The organism is Methylocapsa acidiphila B2 (assembly GCF_000427445.1).
GTDB classification, from domain to species: Bacteria; Pseudomonadota; Alphaproteobacteria; order Rhizobiales; family Beijerinckiaceae; genus Methylocapsa; species Methylocapsa acidiphila.
The window spans coordinates 2,968,504-2,987,697 of the sequence record NZ_KE386496.1 but is presented as its reverse complement, the minus strand read 5'-3'; the positions used below and the strand labels follow the sequence as shown (position 1 = coordinate 2,987,697).

Below are 19,194 nucleotides of genomic sequence, written 5' to 3'. Positions count from 1 at the left end.
CGCGCCAAGCAGCACATGCGATTTACTTCGGGCGCAAAGCGTCGCCCGGTTCCTATTCCGATATGTCATGGCCGCGAAAGCGATCTCAGATTCATCGCATCCGAGATTGCCGGCGGAGCGGCTCCCTTCGACCGGAAAGCGCCGCCCCGGTCGTCAAGTCGCCAGGATCGCGCCGCGTTGCGCCGGTCGTAACCGCCGTTTCAGGCGGCGGCGGCCATAGCGGCGCGAGCGTCCGTCTTGATCCGCTCGACCATGGAGCGCACGCCGTTGGATCTCTGCGGCGTCAGATGCGCCGACAGGCCGAGGCTCTTGAACAGCTCCTGCGCATCGGTTGCGAGGATCTTGCTCGCGGTCTGATCCGAATAAAGCGCCAGGACGAGCGCAACGAGCCCCCGCACGATATGGGCGTCGCTATCGCCTTTCAGCTTCAGCACGGGCGTGCCACCGTCATTCGTGACTTGCGTCACGAGCCAAACCTGGCTGGCGCATCCGAGCACCTTGTTCGCGTCATTATGCGCGGCCTCGTCCAAGGGCTCGAGCGTGCGGCCAAGCTCGATCAGATAACGGTAACGGTCCTCCCATTCGTCGAGATAGTTGAAGTTTTCAATGATTTCGTCGAGGGTCATGGCGGTTCGAAAGCTCAAAATGATTGACCCTTCTCTATAGCGGCGCCGCACGTGCGAAGCTATAAAAAAGCGACGCGCGACGAAGCGCTTGCTCTGGTCGCTCCGCTCACACCCGTCGGCCAAGAGTAGATTGGGCTTCTGAAAGCTTCATCGGGCTGAATATTTAAGGCCGGGCCGCCGAGGCCTGAGGCTTAGGCGCCTTGCCCTCGCGAGCCGCCGCGCTGGCGAGCCGGCCAAGGCCGCCCGCCGCGTCCAAGCAGGCCGCCGGCGCATCGAGACAGACCTTGCCGATCCCCGCGCGCGCCCCGTCGACCGCGGCGCCCAGCATTTCGCGCGCCTTGGTCTCGACGCCGGCGCGGGCCGGGCGAAAGTCCTCCGGCCAGGGCAGCGACGCGAAAACGATCCCCAACCAAAAAACGACGCGAAGCAAAAAGAACACGTGGCCATCCTCACGCTGCGGCGAGGCGCTATAAAAGACGAGTTTTCTTAAAATCTCGCATGTTCTTCGACGCCGCCAGCGTCAAACCAAGCTCCGGCAACATCTTTTATACCATAGCTCCAATTTGAATGGCCGGCGCCGCCTCAATGCGACGCGGCCGGCCTCCCCTTAGGGCGACCTTAACAAGAGGGGTCCCAAATCTCACGGCATCAGCCAAGGTCGATCACGACCGATCGCCGCGCGGAGATTATTTTGGATCATTGTCGGATCCTCGGACGCAGGGTCGCCAATCTGCTTCACCCGGCGGCGCACGCCGATCCGGACGTGCGGGCGCGCCAGGAGAATTTCATCTTGCGCCGGCTGGCGAGCGCGCTCGCGGCCGCGGCGGCGGCGCCGATCTATCTCGCGATCGAAGGCGCTCCGACGCTCGCCGAAGCGCTGGTCTTTTTCTGGCTGGTGATCCCCCTCGGCGCCGTCGCCTTCCTATCCGCCACCGGCCGATTGCTGGCCGCCGAGGCCTTCGCCGCCTTTTGCCTGATCGCCGCGGCCGCGACGGCGGCGGTCGCCAGCGAAAACCCCGCGGCGCTCGCCTGGCTGCTGCTTGCGCCGGCCGAAGCCATGTTCTCTTTGAATATCTGCCTCATCGCAGCGGCCGGCGGTCTCGGAGCCGCCTTGATCGTCGCACTGGCCGCCGCCGAGCTGCTCGGATTTTCGGGACTCCCCGGCGCAATGGCCCAAGCGGGCTTCTTGCACGTGGGCTTATTCATTGTCCCGGCCCTTGGATTCGCAACTCTCGCCGCGATATGTTCGGCCCGCAGTCGGGCCGCGGGGGCAGCTTCCGAGCGGCTCCAGGCCGAGCGCGTCCGCAGCCTCATCGAGGCCGCCGGGGAGCTCGTCGTCACGCATAATCGCGCCGGGGCTGCGACCTATGTCAGCGACAATTGCCGAAGCCTCTTTGGCCTGCCGGCGAGCGCGCTCATCGGACGTGGCTTCTTCGAACGCGTCCATGTCGCCGACCGACCGGCTTTTCTCAAGGCGGTCGCCGACGCGAGCCGCTGCGCCTCGCCCGCCGCGACCCTTATGCGCCTGCGCGGCGGCGGCGAGGTCGATCGCGGGGCCTATGTCGCGCCGGTCTTCCATTGGCTCGAAATGCGCGCCAGCCGCTGGGACGCGGGCAATGGCGCAAAGGATGCTGGCTCGGGCGGCGGCGCCATCGCCGTTTTTCGCGACGTCACGGCAGCCAAGCAGCGCGAGGACGAGCTCGAAGCGGCCCGCGCCGCGGCGGAGGCCGCCAGCCTCTCCAAGGATCAATTCCTCGCCAATATGAGCCATGAACTGCGCACGCCGCTGAATGCGATCATCGGCTTTTCTGAAATGCTCGGCGACGCGCGGCTCGCGCCCCGCGATCCCTCCAAGCAACGCGAATATGCGACGATCATCCAGCAAGCCGGACAACATCTCCTCGGGGTCGCCAATTCGATCCTCGACTTGTCGAAGATCCGATCCGGCGCGTTCGAGGTCACTCCCGAAGCTTTTACGATCGCGCCGCTGATCGACTCCTGTTGCGACCTCGTCAAGCTCAGCGCGCAGGAAAACAGGATCGAGATCGTCCGCGCCTATCCGGAAGAGCTCGGCGAGTTCATAGGCGACCGACAGGCCTATAAGCAGATCCTGATCAACCTGCTCTCCAACGCGGTCAAGTTCACGCCGGCGCCCGGCTATGTCAGCGTCGTGGCGAGGCGGGAGGTCGCTTCGGTGGTGATACAGGTGGCCGACACCGGCGTCGGCATCAGCGCCCATGATCTCGGCCGACTCGGCGATCCATTCTTCCAGGTCAAGAGCTCACTCGATCGTCCCTTCACGGGAACCGGGCTCGGACTTTCGATCGTGCGCGGCCTTGTCGGCCTTCACGGCGGGGCGATCGCGGTCGCGAGCGAACCCGGCCAGGGAACCTGCGTCGCCATCCGGCTGCCGATCGACTGCCGCCGCGCCGCCGGCAAATCACGGCCCTGGGCCGAGATCGAAACCATCCCGCGCTTTCGCCGCGGGGATGAAGAGCGTGATATTTTTCAAAAAATAATGGGGATGAAAATTGCGTGAAGCTCTCGCCGCCGCCGATCATGATTTTATCCTGAGCGAACCCGCCTCAAACGCGAAACGCTCCCGGCGCGGTTCAGCGCCCACAAAAAGCCGGCGCGGGGGCCGTCCTGGCCAAAGACTGCGTCGTTCCATCGGCCTTTTGGCGAGCGCGATTTGCGCCGCGGTCATCATAGGCATCCTCGTCAATGCGCTGAGCCTGCAAAAGACGCGTCATCCAGCGCCCCTTTTCGCCCGCGCCGCGCCGCCGGCGCCCGCTAAGGAGCCCGCCATCGCCGAAGTCGCTCCGCGCCAAGCCCCACGGCCAGCGCCTCTCGTTTCAGCTATCGACAGAGCCGAAAAGCCCCAGGCCGATCAAAAGCCCGCCGAAAAAGCGACAGGGACCCGGATGCGTGCGGCGACCGAGAACGCCGAGATTGCGCCGGACCCCATCTCACAATTGCTGAAGACGCCCTCGTCAGCGCATGAGGACAAGGCACAGGCGCCGTCTCAGGCGGACAAAAGCAAAACCGTGCTCGCCGCTCAGCGCGCTTTGGTGAAATTGGGCTTCGTCCTGAAGCCGGACGGGGTGGCCGGGGCGACGACGCGACAAGCGATCGAGCGCTATGAGCGCGATCGGGGCCTTCCTCAGCATGGCGAGCTCAGCCCGGCGCTGATCCGGCGCTTGGCCGCCGAGTCGGGGATCGCCATCCACTGAAGGACGGTCGAAGCCGCGCCCCCTTCGTCCTTAGAGGGCGCTTTCGCGTATGAGCGGCCAGGCCGACGCCGTCATGGTTCCAGACTGTGTAAAAAGGCTTTCGAATTTGCTTGAATCGGCTCGACATCGGAGGGCGGGTCATGGGGCGTTTCGTCGAAGGTGAAGACCGACGGCAGTCGTTTTTATTGCCGGAGACCCTCGACGATTACGTGACCGAGGACAACCCTGTTCGGGTGGTCGAAGTCTTCATTGAAGAGCTTGATCTCGGGGCGATTGGCTTCGAGGGCGTTCGCCCGGCGGCGACGGGTCGGCCCGCCTATCATCCGTCGACGCTGTTGAAGATCTACCTCTACGGCTATCTCAATCGGATCCAGTCCAGCCGCCGCCTTGAACGGGAGGCCCGGCGCAATATCGAGCTGATGTGGCTCACCGGACGCTTGGCGCCGGACTTCAAGACCATCGCCAACTTCCGTCGCGACAATGGTCCAGCCATCAGAGCGGCGTGCGGTCAGTTCATCGAGCTTTGCCGCCGGCTTAACCTGTTCACCAAGGCGATCGTGGCGATCGACGGCAGCAAGTTCAAAGCGGTCAACAACCGAGACAAGAACTTCACGCTGACGAAGGTCGCCAAGCGCATGGAGCAGGTGGACGCCAGCATCGCACGCTATCTGACGACCCTCGATCGAGCTGACCGCGAAGAGAGCGACATCGCCGAAGCCAAGACCCGCCGCATCAAAGACAAGATCGCCGGCCTGCGGCGGCAGATGCAGGCTCTCAAGGCGATGGAGCAACAGGTTCAGGATGCGCCTGACAAACAGGTGTCGCTGACCGATCCCGACGCCCGTTCAATGGCTACAAGCGGCCGGGGCACAGGCGTGGTCGGCTACAACGTGCAGACCGCGGTCGATGCGGAGCATCATCTGATCGTCGCGCACGAGGTGATCAACCTGGGCCACGACAGAACCCAGCTCGCGCCCATGGCGCTCAAGGCGCAGGAAGCGATGGGCTGCGAGGAGGTCACGGCGCTGGCCGATCGCGGCTATTTCAACGGCGAGCAGGTTCTGGCGTGTGAGGGAACTGGCGTTCTCCCCTGCGTTCCCAAGACCGAGTGGACGAGCGAAGGTGGTTTCTTCTCCCGCCATGTCTTCACCTACGATGCTGAGAAGGATCACTACATCTGCCCGGCAGGACAAACACTGACCAAGGGGATCGTGCGATCAGATCGAAAGAACGACATCGACCATTACCGTCATCTGACCGCGTGCTTCACTTGCTCCCTCAAGCCGAAGTGCACGCCGGACAAACTCAAAAGGCTCAAGCGCTGGCGTCACGAAGGCGTCCTCGAAAAAATGCAAGCCCGCCTTGAACATCGGCCAGACGCCATGCTGATCCGCAGGCAGACCGTCGAGCACCCCTTCGGCACCCTGAAATCATGGATGGGAAGCGCGCACTTCCTCACCAAGACCCTCGAAAAGGTGCGAACTGAGATGAGCTTTCACATTCTGGCGTATAACATAAAAAGAATGATCCGGATCTTCGGCGTCGGACCGCTGCTTGAGGCGATGCGGGCGTAATCGCTCGGTTCAATCGGTCTGCCTTCAATTACCGGAAAGTCCGGCCCGTCATAATCGCCGGCGAACACACCGCGTTTTTACACGACCTCGGTCGAGACGGCCCTTTCCTTCAAAGTCGGCTTTGGCCGACTTTGAACAATTCAAGCATTCTCAAACGGTCTTCGAGGGGGACAGAGCTGCGTCGCTCGTGGCGCTTCTTGGGCCCGTTCGAACAATAAAAAAGGCTGCGCTCGACCGAACGCAGCCTTTTCTTTTAATTGTTTTGGCGCGTTCAGAAGACGTGAACGAAAGCGAAGAAGAGGCCCGCCGACAAAGCGATGGCGCAAGGCAGGGTCAAGACCCAAGCCAGCGCCAAGCTGCGCAAGGTGGAATATTGAACGCCGGACCCGTTCGCCGCCATCGTCCCCGCGACGCCCGAGGACAGAACATGGGTCGTCGAGACCGGGAGACCGTAAGTATCGGCGGCCGCGATTGTTCCCATGGCGACGAGCTCGGCGGCGGCGCCCTGGCCATAGGTCAGATGCTGCTTGCCAATCTTCTCGCCCACGGTCACGACGATGCGCTTCCAGCCGATCATGGTGCCGAGGCCAAGCGCGAGCGCAACGGAGATCTTGACCCAGGTGGGGATGAATTTCGTCGATTCGTCGAGCGTCTTTTTATAGGCGGCGAGAAAAGCGACGTCCTCTTTCGAGAGATCGTTCGCCTTGTCCTTTTGCAGGAAGCGGATCGCCTCCGAGGTCAGATACATGTCGTTGCGCGTATTGCCGACGAGCGTGGTTGGGATCTTGGCCAGCGAGCCATAGGTCTGCACTTGCTTGGCGATGTCGCGGATCAGCACGGCGAGCGAAGGATAGGTCCCTTCGTTGATCGCATGCGAGCTGACGTAATTGGTCACGGCCGGACGAGGATCGCCGAGAACGCTGTAACCGGCCGCCTTGGCTTCGACGACTTTCGAGGCGTTGAGCGAGGCCTGAACGAAGTTTGTGAGCTGATTCGCCGGCAGCGAGCGGTTCAAGGCGTAGCTCGTCGGCACCGTGCCGATCAGGATGAGCATGATGAGGCCCATGCCCTTTTGCCCGTCGTTCGAGCCATGAGCGAAGGAGACGCCGGCGGAGGTGAAGATCAGAAGGCTACGAATCCACAAGGGCGGCGCGGAGCGGGCCTTGGGCTCTGCGTAAAGCTCGGGCTTGCGGATCAGGAACTTCATGATCAGAAGCAGGCCGGCCGCGCAGAAAAAGCCGACGAGCGGCGACAGCAGGAGGGCGTAGCCGATCTCGGTCGCCTTGCTCCAGTCGACGCCGGAGGTCCCGTCCCGTCCGTGCATCAGCGCATTGGCGACGCCGACGCCGATGATCGAGCCGATCAACGTATGGGAGCTCGAGGCCGGGAGGCCGAGCCACCAGGTGCCGAGATTCCAGATGATGGCGGCGATCAGCATCGCGAAGACCATCGCGAAGCCTGCGTGCGATCCGACCTGGAGGATCAATTCGACCGGCAGAAGCGAAATAATGCCGAAGGCGACCGCGCCGCTCGAAAACAGAACGCCGAGGAAATTGAACATGCCCGACCACACCACCGCGATCGGCGGCGCGAGCGAATGCGTGTAGATGACGGTCGCGACCGCATTGGCCGTGTCGTGAAACCCGTTCACGAACTCGAAGCCGAGCGCGACGAGCAGGGCGACGCCGAGCAGGAGGAAGGGCAATAAATTGCTGAAGCTCGCGCCGGTCGCCTGGAGATCGGAATAAATGCTGTAGGCGGTGAAGAAGAGGCCGAGGGCCATAATGGCCAGGAAGACGAGGATGGTTCGGAGCCCCATCGGCTTATCGAGATTCGGCCGTCCGGTCTCGCTATGCGGAGGTAACAGGTCGATCGAAGAAATGGAACTCATGCGGCGGCCCTTCCAGTGTTTCATTCGCCCTCGACCTACGGCGCACGGCGAGGCGCACGTTCCCGTTGTGCGGCGGTCGAGCAGCGATTTCCTCCCGTAACGCGCGGATATGATAGTAACGTGACAATGCACGCGCCGATTGCCGCATTGCGTCGCAAATTTGGCGCAAGTAGCGCGAATAGGAGCCTCGAAAGCCGACTCGCGCCATATTCCATGACTTCTACATGACGCGACCGGACGCAGATCTCCCGGGGCTCGGTGCAATCGCGCGCGGGGCTGGCGGATCCGCGCGGACGCCGCCTTGATTTCCCCGCCGTCCGCGTGAGAAGTGCGAGCGGCGCTTGCAGCTGAAAGAGAACCACATGGACGAATTGATCGCGCGCATTTCCGCCGCCGCCGGCCTCGAGCCGGAGGTCGCGAAACAGGCGATAGGCCTAATTCTCGGCTACTTACGCAAGGAAGGACCGCAAGCCGACGTCGACGAACTGTTCGCGGCGTTTCCAGGCGCGGCCGAGGCGGTGGTCCTCAACGGGAGCGCCCCCGGCGACGGCCCCGGCGGCCTCATGGGTCTCGCCGGCAGGCTGTCCAATCTCGGCATCGGCATGGGCCAAATGCAGACGATCGGGCGGCAGGTGTTCGCCTTCGCCCGCGAGGCGGCGGGCGACGAACGGGTCGGCCAAGTCGTCGCCGCAATCCCCGGCCTTAGCCAATTTCTTTAGGATCCGACGGAAACGTTCGATCGAACCGTCGGCGTCCTCGAACATGCGCAAACGCACGGACCGGCATCCCCGGATCGGAAAGGCTCGATCAAGCGTTCATTGCGAAGACGCGTTTAAATTTCAACTCATGCGCGAGCCTTTAGAAAGCCCCGCGCGATAAGAAATGGCTTCGGCGCAACGGCCAATCGGCTGCGCCGGCGAACGGAAATTCGGAGGCGACGCCCATGGGCGAACTTATCGCATTCAGATCGCCGAAGGACGACTTGCGCGGGCCACCGAGCCCGGGTCGCAGCGGCACAATACTGCTTTTCACCGGCATCCGCCGCGAGCCTTTGATCGAAGAGCCAATTCCAGCCAAACGCGCGCGCCGGCGCAAAATCGCGCAAGCCAAGCAGCCGCGCGACAAGCCGACGGCCGACCGCGCCTAAGTCATGATGATTTAGGGGCGGACGCCCTCGCGCGGCGGTCTATTGTTGCGAGGCCTCGTCGACATGGCATGACATCGCCATGACGCGTTCCGACGCGGCGGACATGTCGCTCGGCGTCAACGCCAGAGAATTCACGACGACGAATCCACGGCGAGTCGGCGCCACGAGCCTGAGTTCCTGCGATGGGTTTTCGTCGTCGTCGGCCTCCGTCTCCAGAGATTCGAGCTGGTCGGGGCTCAAGAGCAAGACGTCGATCTTGCCATGCTGCGCCGCTCGATCGGTCATCGAATAGAACACCTCCCCCGAAGGCGAGCGAAACGACAAAGTCAGGAGACGATCGCCCTCGGCCTTGCCCTGGACGCGCAAGGGACCTTGCGCCAGGTCGAAAAGGCAGACGCCCTGCGCGAGCGCGGGGTCGGAGAAAGGAACAACCTCCGCACCCGGCCGCGCCGGCGGCAGCAAGGTCAGTTCTCCGGGCTTCGCCAGCGCCGCGAGGCGTCCGTAGGCGTCCTTAGCCTCGAGCCGGGGCAAAGCGAAAATGGCGATGATATGAGCGACGCCCGCGACGAACAACAAGCCAAGCAGCCAGAGAAAGCCCGCGAGCAGGCGGTCGAGCCGATTCATGAGCAAGAAACCTTGGCGATCCGCGGAAGTTTCGATTCGTCGAGCGCTGTCGCGACGGCGCCGATCTCAGTGTCGTAAAGCCGCAGGATCAGGATGAATTTTCTCTCGTCGCCGATGGGCAGCCAATTGCCCGGCCGCGCCTCGCGGGCGACGGCTATGGCGAAGCCGCCGGCCGCCGCACGGAGAATTTCGGCCGAGGTGAAGCCGTTGCGCATCGCCTTGTTGGCGACGAGGAGGCCTGACGGAGAGTGCAAGGTCAGGGTCCAGTAGCGCGCGGGGGGAGCATCGCCGCTGACGAGATAATCGCAGCGAGGGTCGAAACGTGCGCCGGAGCTGTCGCCGCGCGCGACAAAGCTCAAGCCTTCCGAGGCGCCCAAAGGCAATTCGCCGGAATGGGCGAGCGCGGCGCGGGCGTAGGGATCGATGGAGTCCGTCCCATTCCTCGGCAACGCCGTCCAGGGCCCCGCCTCGACGGCGTTGAAGCCGACGCCTCGCTCAATCGCGAGATGGGCGACGAAAAGCCCAAGAACCGCGCCGGCGCAGGCGACGAGAAGGAATTTGGCGAAGGTCGCCAAGACAGCACGCAATGCGCCTCCAGAACATCAAGAAATAGGTTCCAGCTGTCACGATTCCATGAATCGCGGGGCGGGTCCAGCGACGGCGAAGCTCAGCCGCCGCCGGCCTTGCTTTTGCCCGCGCCGTTGTCGCGGGGCTTGACCGCGCCGTCAATGGCGCTCGCCGCAAGGCCCATGTCCTCCCGGCGTTGCTGAACTTGCTTGATGGCGGCTTCGAGCGCGCCGAGCGTCTCGGCGGACCGCGCGGATAGGCTCGCAGGCCGCTGGGGCTCCCCGGGCGCCGGGGCGGACGGCTCGGCATGAGCGACCGTCGGCGCGGGCCGGCCCGGCAAGGGCTTGAGGTCTATGCCTTGATGCGCATAGGCCATCACTTCATGCCAGGTCCCCGCCGGCAAGGAGCCGCCGGTCATGTTCTTCATCGACGTGTCGTCGTCATTGCCGAACCAGATCGCGCCCACATAATTGCCGGTGAAGCCGATGAACCACGCGTCCTTGTAGCCGTTGGTCGTCCCGGTCTTGCCGGCGACGTCTATATTGTCGAGCTTCGCCCTGGTCCCCGTGCCGGCCTGGACGACCTGCATCAGCATGGAATCCATTGTCGCGATCGTCTCCGCCTCGATGATCCGATGCGGCGGCGGCGCGTCGCGGTCATGCCGATAGATCACCTCGCCGCGGCTGTTCATGATCTCGACCGCGGCATAGGGCGGAGCGCGCAGGCCGCCATTGGCGAAAGTGCAATAGGCCGAGGCCATGTCCACGACGGTGACTTCCGCCGCGCCGATCGGCAGCGAGACTGTGTCGGTCAGAGGGGTCGTGAGCCCCATGCGCCGCGCCGTGTCGACGATCTTGGCGCGGCCGACCTTCGGGCTGCCGTCGCCGATCGCGATCGACAATCTGACCGCGACCGTGTTCAGCGAACGCGCCAAAGCGTTCACCAAAGGCAGAGAACCCGCATAGGAGCCGCCGTAATTATGCGGGCACCAATTGCCGATGCAGATCGGCGCGTCGACGACGATGGTCGTCGGCTTGAACTTGCCCGTCATCAACGCGGTCAAATACACGAAAGGCTTGAACGAGGAGCCAGGCTGGCGTAGCGCGTCCGTCGCCCGGTTGAATTGGCTCGCGCCATAGTCGCGCCCGCCGACCATCGCGCGCAACGCCCCGAGCGGCTCGAAGATCACCATGGCGCTCTGGCTCGCGTGATAGCTCTTGCCATATTGGCGCAACTGATCCTCGATCGTGGCGTCGGCGTGCCTCTGCAGGCCGAGGTCTAGCGCGGTGCGGACGGTAAGCACCCGATCGTCGCCGAGCTTCTTCGTCTCGGCGAGCTTCTTGACCTCGTCATAGGCGTAATCGAGATACCAATCCGGGCTCGCCTCGCGACTGCGGTCGACCGCAGTCGCCGGGTTGCGGAGCGCGGCGTAGATCTGCCCCTCGGTCAGGAAACCGGCCTCGACCATATTGTTCAAAACGTCATTGGCGCGGGCGCGGGCCGCCGGCAGATTGACATGCGGCGCATATTTGGTCGGCGCCTTGAACAGGCCGGCCATCATCGCGGCCTCGGAGAGGGTGAGGTCGCGCACCGATTTGCCGAAATAAAATTCCGCCGCCGCCTGCACGCCGAAAGCGCCGCCGCCGAGATAGGCGCGATCTAGGTAAAGCCGCAAGATTTCGCGCTTCGGCAGCCGGAACTCGAGCCAGATCGCGAGATAGGCCTCTTTGATCTTGCGTTCCAATGTCCGCTTGTTGGACAGAAACAGGTTCTTCGCAAGCTGCTGGGTGAGCGAGGAGCCGCCCTGCACGACGGTGTTCGCACGCGCGTTGACGGTCAGGGCGCGCAGCGTGCCGATCACGTCAATGCCGAAATGCTCGAAAAACCGGCGGTCCTCGGTGGCGATGACCGCCTGGATCAGATAGGGAGGCAATTGGTCGAACGAGACCGAATCGTCATGCTTGATCCCGCGCCGCCCGACCTCCTCGCCATAGCGGTCGAGAAAGGTCACGGCGAGATCCTGCTGCTTCAGCCAATCGTCGGAGGTTTCCTGAAAGGCCGGAACCGCGAGGGCGAGCGCCAGCACGCCGACGCCGACGCCGATCGTCAAGGTCTCGCAGGCGAGCTCGTTGAGGACGCGCCGCCAGCCGGCGATATGAAACCGGTCCATGAAGGCGGAGAAGGCTTCGTAATTCTCCTTGGCGCGCTCCGAGCTGTCATAGAGCGTCGAATCGACGAAAGCGTCGAAGGCGAGTAGGCTCCGCGCGATTTTGCGACGAAGGCGCGACAGCAGCGGTCCATCGAACAAGCTTCGGATCTCCGTCCGGCGCCCACCGGATCGGACCCGCCGGACGCGCTAGGATTTATATAGATCTTTGGCGCGTCGGCGTCAGGTCCCCCGCCGGATGATGCGTTGCGCCGTCTTCGGCCCGAGTTTATCAAGCCTCTCAACAATTGCCAAAACGAAGCGCGCGGCGGCGCTTTTCTCGATCGGCCTCGGATTACCGATGCACAGCCCCCCCAAGCGAAAGCTCGTCGCTCCGAATGACTTGGCCGCAGCCGACCCGGCCGCGCCGCGCGCGGCGGACGAAAAGCCGTTTTGGACGGAAAAGACTCTCGACGCCTTGTCGGCCGCTGAATGGGAAAGCCTTTGCGACGGATGCGGCCGCTGCTGCCTGGTCAAGCTCGAGGACGAGGACAACGGCGAAATCTATTTCACCGACATCGCCTGCAAGCTCTTCGACGCCGAAACCTGCCGCTGCGCCGACTATGCCCAGCGCCGTCGGCGGGTGCGCGATTGCATCCGCCTGACCCCCGATGCGGTCCGCAGCCTCTCCTGGCTGCCGCCCACCTGTGCCTATCGGCTGGTCGCCGAAGGCCGCGACCTCCCATGGTGGCATCCGCTCGTATCCGGTTCTCCGATGAGCGTGCATGAGGCCGGCGTCTCCGTCCAAGGACGCGTCGCCGCGTCGGAGAGCGATGTCCAGCTCCAAGACTACCCGGACTATATCGTCAGCTGGCCCGGCAAGGACCCTCGCCCGACGCAGGCGAAGGTGAAGAAGCGGCGAGCCGAGACGCGCCCGTCGGATCGACGCGCGGCCAAATAGTCCACTTTTCATCTGAACCGTCTCGATCCTTGACCCGCGCCTCGGCGCAAGGACCGCAGCCCTCTTGCGCTTTCCCCCTGTCAAAGCGGGGCTTGCAATCGCTTTAGATATATTGTCTATAAACACTATAGTCTTTAGTTAAAACGAGCCGGACCGCTTGAATATGAATGACGCAAAAGGCTTGGATGCGATCGACAAACGAATCCTGCGCATCGTGCAGAAAGATGCTTCGCTCTCTATCAGCGAAATCGCCAACCGGGTCGGGCTCTCGCAGACACCCTGCTGGAAGCGGCTCCAGCGGCTCGAGGCTTCGGGCGTGATCAGACGGCGCATCGCCGTCCTCGATCCTTCGAAGCTGGGGCTCGGAATCACGGTCTTCGTCTCGATCCAGGTCGATGATCACTCGGGCAAGGCGCTCGCCCGCATCGCCTCCGATCTCGCCGCCATGGAAGAGGTCATGGACGTCTATCGTCTGGCCGGAGACGTCGATTACGTCCTGCGCGTCGTCGCGCACGACACCTCCGCCTTCGACGCCTTCTACAAGCGCTTGATCGAGATCGTTCCGCTGAAGAACGTGACGTCCCGCTTCGCTTTGGAGAACATCAAGTCCGAGACCGCATTTCCGATCGCCGGCTGACCACGGCGTTTCGAAGGCTACGGCGCAAAGCCGAAAAATCGGCTCGACTTTGCATGCAAGGTCATGTTTTGCCTTCAAGATCCGGCGCCATTCGCCGCTTGGGAGCCTTTCATGTCCGAACCGCGTCAAGCCCCGCATGACCTCGAGGCGTCGTCTTCGCCGGTGATCGTCAACCAGGGCGGCGCGCAGCTCGCCGCGCGGCTCGAGGCGCATTGGTCCAAGCCGCGCGTGATCTCCCCTCCGAAAGGCGCGCCGCCCTGGGACATCCCGCCGGACGCCGATATGCTCGTCACCCAGCCCGGCCCCTGGCTCGCGGCGCGGGCGCCCGCAAGCGCCCCGCCCGGCTGGCCGTTCAATCTTCGCTTCATTCAGGCGCTCTCGACCGGAGTGGACTCCTTTCCGCGCTGGATGCTGGAGGGGCCGCCGCTTTCTTGCGCGCGCGGCGTCGCAGCCACCCCCATCGCGGAATTCGTCATGGCCGCGATGCTCAATTTCGAGAAGGATTTCGCCGGACTCCGGGTCCGCCAGCGCGATCAGTGGAAGAGCCGTCCGCTCGGGCTCCTCGCCGGGCGAACGCTCGCAATCGCCGGCTACGGCGCCATCGGCCGCGCGATCGCGGCGCGCGGGCGCCCATTCGGAATGCGCCTTATCGCCCTGAGGCGCAGCGATGGACCGCTCGACCCGGACGTCGCCCGCGCGCCGGATTTCGCGACCCTCACGGCCGAGGCCGACCACCTCGTTTTGTCCCTGCCGCTGACCACGCAAACGCATCGCCTGCTCAACACAAGCGTGCTCGCGGGCGCCAAGAGCAATCTGCATGTCGTCAATGTAGCGCGCGGCCAGCTCATCGATCAGGAGGCGCTGCTCGCGGCCCTGGACGAAGGAAGAATCGCCGGCGCGACCCTCGATGTGACCGACCCAGAGCCGCCGCCGGAAGGTCATCCTTTCTACGCGCATCCCAAAATTTGGCTCACGCCGCATATCTCCTGGGGCGACGCCAAATCCGGGGAGCGCGCCGCGGCGAAAGCGCTCGCCAATCTCGATCATTATGCGCGCGGCGAGGCGCTCGAAGATCTCGTCGAGCCGGCGCTCGGCTATTGAGAAACGCGAATTTCAGGAGACTTTGAGTTTTTGCAGGACCGGCAAGGTTTTCGTCATGAAATTCGCTAGCTTGCCCTTTGAAGCCTCAAGCGTGCCGGCAGGCCCCTCCGGCCTCGACGAAGCTTCGTCCTTGAGGACATTCCATACGAAGCCAAAGGGGTCGGGCGAGCCGTCGCGCAAGGCTGTCAGGGCGAGTTGGCCGATCCGATCGACGGCGATCCCGCCGCCCGTCGTCGGCGAGGCCAGAAAACCGTAATCCGATCCGTCCCGCGCCCGCGCCATGACGGCGTGGTTGAAGGCGTCCGTCCGGCTCTTGCGCGTCTCCTCGTCTCCCGCGGGAAGCGCGATCTGGCAGTTCTTCTGCGCGACCAGCACCAAGAGATGCTGCCGCAAATTCGCGAGGCCGAGAGCTTGGAGCTTCGGCTCGGCGATAAGCTCGCGCACGGTCTCGGGGCCGCGGTCGAGCCGCTCCAGCAAGACTCCATAGGTCTCGGGCGTCAGCGCCGCCTCGGCGAGCATCCCCTTGACCTGCAAGGGAATATCCGCGGCGCGCGCGGTCAGCGCGAAACGCAGGTCGAGCCAGCGTTCCTCCGAGCGCGGGCAGGGCCTCACGTCGCCCTTGATGAAAATATCACGCCTGAAGCTCTGATTGGTGATGAGGTCGCGAAACAATTCCTTGCGCACCGGATCGCGCACCTGATTCAAAAGATGTTGCTGCCGGTCAGTAAGGTTCAGCGGATCGAGCTGATCGGCGATATGGGCCGAGGCGACGAAATTGAGCTTGGCTTCGGCGAGATCTCGGGCGACGTCGGCGGAATGAAAAATCGTCCAATTCGCATTCAAAAATTCATGCGCCAGACAATTGCGCGGGAGATCCTCCATTTGCAGGAAGCGCTCCACGACTCCCGGATTAGCCTCGAGACCCCGCGCGCCAATGTCACGCAAGAGCTTGAAGACTTTAAAGAATTGATCGATGCGGAAATCAACGGGCTCTTGCGGCGCGCCGGCGGCGACATCGGTGAAGAGGCGATGGATGGGAACGGAGGCCGCCCAGCCCGGATGGCAATTGTAAGACAGATAGAACAATCCGCCCGGCCGCAACTTTTCCCGCGCGATGCGAATGATTTGAGCGCGGTTCTCCGCCGAAACCCAGGTCCAGACGCCATGAAGCGTGACGAGGTCGAACTCACCCCGGCCGCAATCCTCGGCGAATTCCGCGAACGAGGCCTCGCTGAAATGAACGTTCGACGTGCGCGCTTCCTCCGCGAGCGCCCGCGCGCTGGCGACATGGCCGGGATTAAAGTCGATAGCCGTGTAATCGACATGCGGATTGGCGGCCGCGATGAGATTAGCTGAGTAGCCTTGCCCGCATCCGAGCTCCAGCACGCGCAGCGGTGCGCCGTCGAGGCCGGGCGCGAGGACCCCTTTCGCCGAAGCCGCCAAGGCGAGATTTTGCGGCGCGAGCTCGCGATAATAACCATGGGCGTAGCCGACCTCGGTGACATAGCCGGCGCTCCAATCGGACATGCGCGCATTTTCCAAAGCGAGAGATGCGGCCGAGGCCGATGATCGAGACGGCGCGATCCGCGCGACGCCCTTTCTGCGCGATCAAGCTGGCGGCGGGCTGGAAAGCGGCCTCGATCGGCGTCCTCGCCGTGGCGATCATTGTCAGCGGTGGATTTCTATCCTAGAGCGGGCGCGGCGGGCGCTGGCGCCGCTTTCGAGACGAGGACAAGACATGGAGGCTTCGCGCGCCGCGACGAGTCTTTCCGCATCCGGACCGGATGAGGACAAGAGCCGCCTCCGCTTGCCGCTGGTCAGCGTCATCGTCATCAATTTCAACTATGGCCGCTTTGTCGCGGCGGCCGCCGAGTCGATCCTCGCGCAAACCTATCCAAACGTCGAATGCATCATTGTCGACAACGCCTCGACCGATGAGAGCGGCGAAGTCTTGCGCCAGATCGAGCAAACGCGGCCGAATGTAAGAATCATTCGCCGCGCGACCAACGACGGCCAGACGCCGGCCGCGCTCGACGGGCTGGCGGCCTCCGAGGGGCATTACGTCATTTTTGTCGACGCCGACGATCTGTTGTTGCCGCATTGCGTCGAGACCCATGTGTTCGTGCATCTCTCGCTTCGCGTCCATGTCGGCTTCACCTCCGGCGACATGCTGCAGACCGTCGACGATCAGGTCGTCCTCGGCACCGAGCACGCCTTCAACCGCACGATTCTAGAGCGGCGCTTCGTTAAGCGCGACACGGCGCGGCCCTATCGTCATGTCCTCGGCGCGCCTTGGCCGGAGGCCAGCTTCGACTGCACGGTTCTCGACACGATCCGCTTTGTCCCGATGGCCGCAAATCAATGGGTCTGGGCCCCGACCTCGGCCAATTGCTTTCGGCGCGACGCGCTCGCCCTTTTCGCCGACCATCCGTCCCTGCGGAACCTGCGGACCGGAACCGATATTTATTTCTGCCTCGGGATCAACGCGGTCAGCGGCAGCGTCCTGATCGACCGGCCGGTCGCCGTCTATCGCCTTCATGGCGGCAATATTTACTCACGCCGGCCGCAGTTGAATCACGTGCTTTGCTACGAGCCCGGCGGCGCCGGCGATAGCAACGCTCTGGCGAAGGCCTTTTTGATCGATCATCTGATCGAGCGCGCCGAGCGTTTTGTTGGCCTCGGCTGGACCAAATTCGACTACGCTAAGCTTTTGTTGCGGCTCGACTGCGAAAACCCTGACGCCGACGCCCCGCCCTGGGCGCGCCGGTCGCGTCTCGCCGCCGCCTTAGTGGCCTATTTCAAGATTTTCGCGCGGGTTATGGGGCCTTTGCACGCCAAGGCCCTGATGCTGCTCGCGCGCGTTCCTTTGGCCGAGTTCCGGAGACCGAGGTGAGCACTTTGTTTCAAGCGCGCGCGAAGGTCTCTTCCGGGGCGAGTCCCAGGGCGGCGAGGCTCGCGGCGAGCGAACGCGCCTCTTCCTCGGCATAAAGCGCGAGCTCGTCGAGAACGGTCGCGCCAAGCGACTCTTCAAAAGCCCTTCGATTCGCTTCTCCAGCAAGAACCCGTCGCCCCGACTCGCCGAGATTCGATTGGAAAATCCCCGCCGCGCTCACCGGCAGGAAATCTTCGTAAAGGATTGGATCGATCCGCAAATAGCCGGCCCGCAGCAGCGCCGCGGCCTCGCGTGACGCCGGGAGATCGCCCGCTTGGCGCAAGCCCTCCTCGGTCGGGGCATAATGATAGAAAGCGAGCCCCTCCGCGCAAAGCGCCTGGTCATTATCGGGAAAGGCCTCGAAGCGCTGCAAAAGCGCGTCCATATAGGCGTCGCCTCCCGCGGGGTCGGCCGCCCTGGCGTCGGCAAGGAGGCGATCATAAAGCGCGCGCCCCTTTGCGGTCAGCGCGACGCCGCGCTGCTCGATCTCCCCGAATCGCGCGGCATGCGTCCCGGCCGCCCCTGCGCCATTCGCCTTTGGGAAGAAGATCGGCTCCGCGATCGCCTTATAGCTCGTCTGACGCAAGAGAATGTCGCGCTTTCGGCGCGGCGGCCCCTCGATCTCGTCCTTCGGATTCATGCCGCGCGCGCGCATCGCCGCCTGCGCCGCGTCTATGTCGAGCGTCCGCAAGGTGAGATGGTTGACATGAGGCCCCTGAAAGCAAGCGATGTCGGCGAGAAGCGGATGAACCTGACGGAGCCGATCGTAGAGCTCCGCGGACGCCGTCGCCTCGTTCCGCCAGCGGAAGATTTCAGCGGCCTGCAAGACAAATTCACCGACTTCCGACTCGTCAATTTCTTTGTTCGTCTCGAACCGGTCGAGCAAGGCGAGCAGACGTGGCGTGAAGATCCGGCGTCGCGCGATCAATGCGCTCGCCTCGCGCCGCGCCTCCTCGTCCTCGATCAGGTCGAGCCGCAGCAGCGAAACAAACATCCGGAACGGATTTGCGCGAAGCGCTTCGGCGCCTATCGGACGGAAAGCAGTCGAATGCACCGGCAGGCCGGCGGCCGAAAGGTCATAATAGCCGACCGGATGCAGCCCCATGGTGGCGAAGAGCCGGCGGATGATCGATAATTCCTCGGACGTTCCAAGTCTTATGGCGCCGTGGCGTTCAAGGCTCAGTCCGTTGAGCTCGCCTGCTCCGCCCAAGCGCACCGCGAGGGCCTCGCCTTGGGCGAGGGCGTTGGCGTTCACGGACTCGACGAGCTCCCGCAAATCCGCATAGCGCGGCGCTTCCCGCCGATAGATCTGAGACAAAACGGCCGAAAAACGCGCCCGGACTGCGTCGGCCGAAACGAAGAGACGGGATGCCGCCATGTCTCCCCTCCTGGTCTCCCTTTGGACGGCGAGGCGAGCCGCGCCTATTTCGCGGCGAGCGCGCAACCGTGGTCCAGCAGATCCTCGGCGTGCGCGCGCCCGCCCTCTCTCGCGTGGCGGGCGAGGAGAATAAAACCTTCTTTGCCATCTTGCCGCTCAGCGCCGACGACAGCAAGAGTTTCCTCGCCCATCGCGACGCCCGAGGCGCGCGCGTCCTCGGCAAGTAGGATGAACGGATCGGGCTCCGGCGACGCGCCGTCGATCCATCGCGCTCGATACGCATGGCCCGCCAAAGCAACCGGAAGATCGGTCCAGCTTGCGCCGATTTCGGGCAGCCGAGCCCAGAGCGCGTTGCGAACGTCGGCGCGAACGCAATC

The 19,194-nt window shown here is 63.7% G+C and carries 18 protein-coding genes (1 of these 18 only partly in view); 9 read left to right on the top strand and 9 right to left on the bottom strand.

Annotation, left to right across the window (positions count from 1 at the left end):
- Positions 1-200 precede the first annotated feature (200 nt).
- On the bottom strand, positions 201-626 hold the full coding sequence (locus tag METAC_RS0116635) for a SufE family protein (protein WP_026607907.1): 426 nt from the start codon (positions 624-626) through the stop codon (positions 201-203).
- A gap of 163 nt (positions 627-789) precedes the next feature.
- Positions 790-1,065: a hypothetical protein gene (locus METAC_RS0116630; RefSeq protein WP_026607906.1), complete on the bottom strand. Its 276-nt coding sequence runs from the start codon at positions 1,063-1,065 to the stop codon at positions 790-792.
- A gap of 252 nt (positions 1,066-1,317) precedes the next feature.
- Here METAC_RS0116630 and METAC_RS24125 point away from each other — a divergent pair, with 252 nt between their 5' ends.
- The 3 genes from METAC_RS24125 to METAC_RS0116615 all read left to right on the top strand — a co-directional run bounded on the left by METAC_RS24125 (position 1,318) and on the right by METAC_RS0116615 (position 5,433).
- Positions 1,318-3,165, top strand: a complete 1,848-nt coding sequence (locus tag METAC_RS24125) for a PAS domain-containing sensor histidine kinase (protein ID WP_051335641.1) — start codon at positions 1,318-1,320, stop codon at positions 3,163-3,165.
- The gene (locus tag METAC_RS25320) at positions 3,158-3,859 is read left to right on the top strand and encodes a peptidoglycan-binding domain-containing protein (protein ID WP_026607905.1); all 702 of its coding nucleotides are present in this window, start codon (positions 3,158-3,160) and stop codon (positions 3,857-3,859) included. The genes METAC_RS24125 and METAC_RS25320 overlap by 8 nt, the downstream gene beginning before the upstream one ends.
- 140 nt (positions 3,860-3,999) lie before the next feature.
- Positions 4,000-5,433: an IS1182 family transposase gene (locus tag METAC_RS0116615; protein ID WP_026607209.1), complete on the top strand. Its 1,434-nt coding sequence runs from the start codon at positions 4,000-4,002 to the stop codon at positions 5,431-5,433.
- A 271-nt stretch (positions 5,434-5,704) separates the two neighbouring features.
- Here the strand turns inward: METAC_RS0116615 and METAC_RS0116610 are convergent, their stop codons facing one another.
- Positions 5,705-7,324, bottom strand: coding sequence for an inorganic phosphate transporter (locus METAC_RS0116610; protein ID WP_026607904.1), 1,620 nt, complete (start codon positions 7,322-7,324; stop codon positions 5,705-5,707).
- A 362-nt stretch (positions 7,325-7,686) separates the two neighbouring features.
- On the opposite strand from METAC_RS0116610, the gene METAC_RS0116605 reads away from it, so the two are divergent.
- A complete protein-coding gene (locus tag METAC_RS0116605; RefSeq protein ID WP_026607903.1) occupies positions 7,687-8,043 on the top strand; it encodes a hypothetical protein in 357 nt (118 codons plus the stop codon).
- A 224-nt stretch (positions 8,044-8,267) separates the two neighbouring features.
- On the top strand, positions 8,268-8,471 hold the full coding sequence (locus METAC_RS0116595) for a hypothetical protein (RefSeq protein ID WP_026607902.1): 204 nt from the start codon (positions 8,268-8,270) through the stop codon (positions 8,469-8,471).
- Positions 8,472-8,510: 39 nt separating this feature from the next.
- On the opposite strand, the gene METAC_RS0116590 is transcribed toward METAC_RS0116595, so the two are convergent.
- The 3 genes from METAC_RS0116590 to METAC_RS24115 all read right to left on the bottom strand — a co-directional run bounded on the left by METAC_RS0116590 (position 8,511) and on the right by METAC_RS24115 (position 11,970).
- Positions 8,511-9,095 carry a DUF1254 domain-containing protein gene (locus METAC_RS0116590; RefSeq protein ID WP_051335640.1) on the bottom strand — a complete coding sequence of 195 codons (585 nt, stop codon included), beginning with the start codon at positions 9,093-9,095 and terminating at the stop codon, positions 8,511-8,513.
- Positions 9,092-9,682 carry a DUF1214 domain-containing protein gene (locus tag METAC_RS0116585; protein WP_245257507.1) on the bottom strand — a complete coding sequence of 197 codons (591 nt, stop codon included), beginning with the start codon at positions 9,680-9,682 and terminating at the stop codon, positions 9,092-9,094. Before METAC_RS0116585 ends, METAC_RS0116590 begins: the two co-directional genes overlap by 4 nt.
- Positions 9,683-9,762: 80 nt before the next feature.
- Positions 9,763-11,970 carry a transglycosylase domain-containing protein gene (locus METAC_RS24115; RefSeq protein ID WP_084143712.1) on the bottom strand — a complete coding sequence of 736 codons (2,208 nt, stop codon included), beginning with the start codon at positions 11,968-11,970 and terminating at the stop codon, positions 9,763-9,765.
- Between the two features lie 199 nt (positions 11,971-12,169).
- On the opposite strand from METAC_RS24115, the gene METAC_RS24110 reads away from it, so the two are divergent.
- The 3 genes from METAC_RS24110 to METAC_RS0116565 all read left to right on the top strand — a co-directional run bounded on the left by METAC_RS24110 (position 12,170) and on the right by METAC_RS0116565 (position 14,507).
- Complete coding sequence (locus METAC_RS24110; protein ID WP_084144038.1) at positions 12,170-12,769, top strand: YcgN family cysteine cluster protein; 600 nt, start codon at positions 12,170-12,172, stop codon at positions 12,767-12,769.
- Positions 12,770-12,932: 163 nt separating this feature from the next.
- A complete protein-coding gene (locus METAC_RS0116570; protein WP_198017239.1) occupies positions 12,933-13,406 on the top strand; it encodes an Lrp/AsnC family transcriptional regulator in 474 nt (157 codons plus the stop codon).
- A 111-nt stretch (positions 13,407-13,517) separates the two neighbouring features.
- On the top strand, positions 13,518-14,507 hold the full coding sequence (locus METAC_RS0116565; protein WP_051335867.1) for an NAD(P)-dependent oxidoreductase: 990 nt from the start codon (positions 13,518-13,520) through the stop codon (positions 14,505-14,507).
- A 12-nt stretch (positions 14,508-14,519) separates the two neighbouring features.
- On the opposite strand, the gene METAC_RS24105 is transcribed toward METAC_RS0116565, so the two are convergent.
- Entirely contained in the window at positions 14,520-16,034 is a 1,515-nt protein-coding gene (locus METAC_RS24105; RefSeq protein WP_156898254.1) for a class I SAM-dependent methyltransferase, read from the bottom strand.
- A gap of 211 nt (positions 16,035-16,245) precedes the next feature.
- Here METAC_RS24105 and METAC_RS24100 point away from each other — a divergent pair, with 211 nt between their 5' ends.
- The gene (locus tag METAC_RS24100) at positions 16,246-17,400 is read left to right on the top strand and encodes a glycosyltransferase family 2 protein (RefSeq protein WP_051335638.1); all 1,155 of its coding nucleotides are present in this window, start codon (positions 16,246-16,248) and stop codon (positions 17,398-17,400) included.
- A 10-nt stretch (positions 17,401-17,410) separates the two neighbouring features.
- Here METAC_RS24100 and hglS read toward each other — a convergent pair whose 3' ends face one another.
- Positions 17,411-18,817: a 2-oxoadipate dioxygenase/decarboxylase HglS gene (hglS, locus tag METAC_RS0116545; RefSeq protein WP_026607897.1), complete on the bottom strand. Its 1,407-nt coding sequence runs from the start codon at positions 18,815-18,817 to the stop codon at positions 17,411-17,413.
- Between the two features lie 44 nt (positions 18,818-18,861).
- Positions 18,862-19,194, bottom strand: the 3' portion of a protein-coding gene (locus METAC_RS24095; protein ID WP_156898253.1) for a CDP-diacylglycerol diphosphatase. 507 nt of this gene lie beyond the right edge of the window; only the last 333 of its 840 coding nucleotides appear in the window; the start codon falls outside the window, past its right edge; its stop codon occupies positions 18,862-18,864.

Excerpts from the sequence above, each read along its gene's own strand:
- METAC_RS0116605 (WP_026607903.1), top strand. The coding sequence starts at position 7,687 with ATGGACGAATTGATCGCGCGCATTTCCGCCGCCGCCGGCCTCGAGCCG.
- METAC_RS0116595 (WP_026607902.1), top strand. The coding sequence starts at position 8,268 with ATGGGCGAACTTATCGCATTCAGATCGCCGAAGGACGACTTGCGCGGG.
- METAC_RS0116570 (WP_198017239.1), top strand. The coding sequence starts at position 12,933 with ATGAATGACGCAAAAGGCTTGGATGCGATCGACAAACGAATCCTGCGC.
- METAC_RS24105 (WP_156898254.1), bottom strand. The coding sequence starts at position 16,034 with ATGTCCGATTGGAGCGCCGGCTATGTCACCGAGGTCGGCTACGCCCAT.
- METAC_RS0116615 (WP_026607209.1), top strand. The coding sequence starts at position 4,000 with ATGGGGCGTTTCGTCGAAGGTGAAGACCGACGGCAGTCGTTTTTATTG.
- METAC_RS0116565 (WP_051335867.1), top strand. The coding sequence starts at position 13,518 with ATGTCCGAACCGCGTCAAGCCCCGCATGACCTCGAGGCGTCGTCTTCG.
- METAC_RS24100 (WP_051335638.1), top strand. The coding sequence starts at position 16,246 with ATGGAGGCTTCGCGCGCCGCGACGAGTCTTTCCGCATCCGGACCGGAT.
- hglS (WP_026607897.1), bottom strand. The coding sequence starts at position 18,817 with ATGGCGGCATCCCGTCTCTTCGTTTCGGCCGACGCAGTCCGGGCGCGT.
- METAC_RS0116610 (WP_026607904.1), bottom strand. The coding sequence starts at position 7,324 with ATGAGTTCCATTTCTTCGATCGACCTGTTACCTCCGCATAGCGAGACC.
- METAC_RS24110 (WP_084144038.1), top strand. The coding sequence starts at position 12,170 with ATGCACAGCCCCCCCAAGCGAAAGCTCGTCGCTCCGAATGACTTGGCC.
- METAC_RS0116635 (WP_026607907.1), bottom strand. The coding sequence starts at position 626 with ATGACCCTCGACGAAATCATTGAAAACTTCAACTATCTCGACGAATGG.
- METAC_RS0116590 (WP_051335640.1), bottom strand. The coding sequence starts at position 9,095 with ATGAATCGGCTCGACCGCCTGCTCGCGGGCTTTCTCTGGCTGCTTGGC.